Source organism: Robiginitalea sp. (assembly GCF_049588695.1).
In the GTDB taxonomy this organism is placed as follows: domain Bacteria; phylum Bacteroidota; class Bacteroidia; order Flavobacteriales; family Flavobacteriaceae; genus Robiginitalea.
The window spans coordinates 1-3,583 of record NZ_JBAVZJ010000533.1 but is presented as its reverse complement, the minus strand read 5'-3'; the positions used below and the strand labels follow the sequence as shown (position 1 = coordinate 3,583).

General features: G+C 49.0%; 5 protein-coding genes. All 5 read right to left on the bottom strand.

From position 1 onward, the window contains the following. Nucleotides 1–896, bottom strand: an 896-nt coding sequence (locus WBV75_RS12370) for a type I glyceraldehyde-3-phosphate dehydrogenase (protein WP_424120897.1), incomplete at its 3' end; no start/stop codon positions are given. A 31-nt stretch (nt 897–927) separates the two neighbouring features. Then, on the bottom strand, nt 928–1,803 hold the full coding sequence (gene lipA, locus WBV75_RS12365) for a lipoyl synthase (protein ID WP_424120896.1): 876 nt from the start codon (nt 1,801–1,803) through the stop codon (nt 928–930). A gap of 87 nt (nt 1,804–1,890) precedes the next feature. Continuing rightward, entirely contained in the window at nt 1,891–2,466 is a 576-nt protein-coding gene (locus WBV75_RS12360) for an RNA polymerase sigma factor (RefSeq protein ID WP_424120895.1), read from the bottom strand. A gap of 45 nt (nt 2,467–2,511) precedes the next feature. Continuing rightward, nucleotides 2,512–2,712 (bottom strand): membrane or secreted protein, encoded by a 201-nt coding sequence (locus WBV75_RS12355; RefSeq protein WP_424120894.1) that lies wholly within the window; start codon nt 2,710–2,712, stop codon nt 2,512–2,514. Between the two features lie 72 nt (nt 2,713–2,784). Next, on the bottom strand, nt 2,785–3,583 hold a 799-nt coding region (locus WBV75_RS12350), incomplete at its 5' end, for an anti-sigma factor (protein WP_424120893.1).

The following is a 3,583-nucleotide window of genomic DNA, read 5'->3' as shown; positions in this document are numbered from 1 at the left end:
ATTTGAGAATCAAACGTACAGGAATAGCAACTATTGTTAATATCGATGGAAACGATCGGATCTTCGGTGTACTGCAGCACTTCCTTGAATTCGTTTTGGGAAAACGCTCTAAAAGTAGCATTAATTTCCTCAATACTAGTGGGTTTAAGGACGTTTGCCGTAATGTCGGTAAGGGAACCATTTGGAACGGGTACCCGTATACCGCAACCCCCTATTGCCGTAGCCAGATGTGGGAATATTCGGGTGAGTGCCTTGGCGGCCCCGGTTGTGGTAGGGACTATGGATTGTCCGGCTGCGCGGGCCCTTCTCAGGTCCCGATGTGGACGATCGTGCAGGCTTTGGTCGGAAGTATAGGAGTGTACAGTTGTGATATAGGCCTGTTGGATGCCGCAGAGTTTATCGAGAATTTCAATCATAGGGGCGGCATTGTGCGTGGTGCACGATGCATTACTGAAAATCAGATCCTGAATGCCCAGGGTTTCGTGATTGATGCCATAAACCACCATGGGGATATCTTCCTCAGGCGGGGGGGCTGTAAGCATGACTTTTGGGGCTCCGGCCTTAAGATGCCCCATAAGGCTCTGCCGGGTCTTGAACCTGCCCGTGGCTTCAATGACCAGATCAACTCCGGCATGTGCCCAGGGAATGTTTCCGGTATCTTCTCCATGGGAAAAACGGGTTGCGCCTTTGGGTGTAATCAGGTTATTCCCTTCCACAGATACCGCATCGGGAAATATTCCGTGAATACTGTCGTACTTCAGCAGGTGCGCAAGCGTATGGATGTCGGCGACATCATTGATGGCCCCCACGTGTATATGGGGTTCCTCGCGGAGCAGTCTGAAAAGCGTACGACCGATACGCCCGAATCCGTTAATTCCCAGGGTGATGCTTTTCATTTTCCTTGAGCAGGACAGCGTCTGTGCCCCCTTAATCTATGTGTTTGTGGGCTTTGTAGGAAGAGCGCACCAACGCACCGCTCTCCACATGGCGGAAACCCATTTCCAACCCAACCTCACGGTACTCCTCAAATTCCTCAGGGGTGACAAATCGTTTAACAGGCAGGTGTTTTTTGGAGGGTTGGAGGTATTGTCCGATAGTGACAATATCCACTCCTGCACCCCGTAAATCGTCAAGGGTCTGGAGAACTTCTTCCCGGGTTTCCCCGAGTCCCAGCATAATCCCGGATTTTGTTCTTCGGGCACCCGATTCTTTAAGATACTTCAAGACGCCCAGGCTACGGTCGTATTTTGCCTGTATACGTACCTCCCGCGTCAATCGGCGGACAGTTTCCATATTGTGGGAAATCACCTCAGGGCTAACCTCCAGAATCCGGTCCAGGTGTCTTTCCACTCCCTGAAAATCAGGAATAAGGGTTTCCAGCGTGGTCTCCGGATTCATCCTGCGAATGGCCCTGACGGTTTCTGCCCAAAGTATAGAGCCCATGTCTTTCAGGTCGTCCCGGTCCACAGAAGTGACCACTGCGTGCCTGATCCCCATTATTTTTATAGAACGGGCCACTTTTTCCGGCTCCGCCCAATCCAGTTCTTCCGGCCGGCCGGTTTTAACCCCGCAAAAACCACAGGAACGGGTGCATATATTACCCAGGATCATAAAAGTGGCAGTGCCTTCGCCCCAGCATTCGCCCATATTCGGACAGCTTCCGGAGGTACAGATGGTATGAAGGTTGTAAGTGTCTACCAGGTTTCTCAGCTGGGTGTATTTCTTTCCCGTGGGCAGTTTTACCCGAAGCCATTTCGGCTTGCCTTTTGGAGGACTTGCTGTCTCTGTCGCCGTTGCACTCATAGCTCAATTTTTAGCAAATATACAAACAAAAAAAGGGTTGAATGTCCAGGCGGGGCCCCTGCCATTTCCGCAGGTTTTGTGACGCTCTTACCCGTTTCTTCTGCTCTGGGAAATCAGGGTGGCCAGTAATTTTTTTGCCCTGAGGAGTTTGATCTTAATATTACCCAGGGGTTCGTCGAGGGCTTCGGCAATTTCTGCATAACTCATTTCCTGGAAATACCGGAGTTCGATGACCTCGCGGTAGGCGGGTTTGAGTTTTCTGATATTCTGCAGGAGGGTTTTAAGATTCTGGTCGATGATCAACTGGTCTTCTGCGCTTGGGCTTTCATCCAGAACTTTGGTCATGGCATCCCCGGAGTGATTTCCGCGGTGCTCCAGCACATTGCGCTTGCGCTTGCGCAGTAAATCCACATGCAGGTTTTTGGAGATCGCTATCAACCAGGTCCCAAAGGCATACCGGGTGTCGTAGGTATCGAGTTTGTCAAATGCCCTTGCAAAAGTTTGAATGGAAATGTCTTCTGCGTCATTTTCGTTTTGGGTTCTTTTAAGTTGAAACCCATAAACTTCAGTCCAAAACCGATCGAGCAATTGACTAAAAGCCTTTTGATCCCCAACACGGGCTTTGGCAATAGTCTCTAGTATGATATCTTCTTCCGGAGGCAATAGCCGAATTTTAAGTAAGAGATGAAGAGGTATGCTTTCGGGGCATCAGGCCTGTAATTCCTGTTTGCAATCCTGCTCGGAGGGCAGCTTGCCGCACATCCCACAGGCTTCTCCTTCCTGATTGAGGAAAGGGCTCTGGCTGGCACAGGTACCGGCGAATTTACCGTTCTTTTTGGACCAGATCTTTATGGTGATGCCGGCAAAGGCGAGGCCTAATAATCCAATGGTAAGTAAAACGAGTTTCATCCGGTAAATTTTAAGCGAAGATACAAAAAAGCCCCTTAAAAAAGAGGCTTTTCAATTTGTACAGTCTCGAAATCAGTACTTGATATTCGCGACAATATTCTGGACGGAGGGTGTATTGTTACCTCCTTTTGGCTCGATTGTAATGTATCCCAGGGCTTTCTCACCATAGGGAAGCGCCATCAGTTTATCCTTATCATCAATGTCCTTGAGAATGCCGAGATTCACCATGGAACCATTGACCTCAGCCCACATTTGATAACACTGATCTTCAGGGAGTTGGGGTAAGTTCCGAACGTTGATATAGGATAATTTCTTTATGGGGTTTACATAGGCAATCGCCTTGAGATCCCGGGCTTTTTTATTGCCACTGACCATATATTTGCGCGTTCCCGGGTTGTTGAGGACGATAAACTGGTTCCGTACATCTTCCAGCTGTTCTTTCATATCGGCTTCCAGAACGCGGATTTGATCTGTAACCATGGCGTTTTCCTGCTGCAGGTGCTGGTTCTGGTTCCAGAAGAAAACGGAGGAAGCGGCAAAGAAGAGGGTTGCGATACTCGCAGCGACAGCATAACGTATAAACCGTTTGCGGCCGGTCTGTTGGTTTCGGATACTTAAAGTAATCCGGTTTTTGAGCCCCTCAGGCGCCTTCCGGGCGTAAAGCCGTGCGAAGGTCTCCAAATTGTCCTCCAGTTCCCTGTAAGCCTCCCGAATTTCGGGATACATCGCGATATAGCGTTCTACCTGGTGCTTTTCTTCAAGAGTAGTCTCTCCGAGCAGGTATTTTTCCAGTAAATCTGATTCCAGGAAATTGTGAATTTTTTCTTTCATAACCCTTGTAATAAATAAAACAGTACAATAGAGGCGGCTC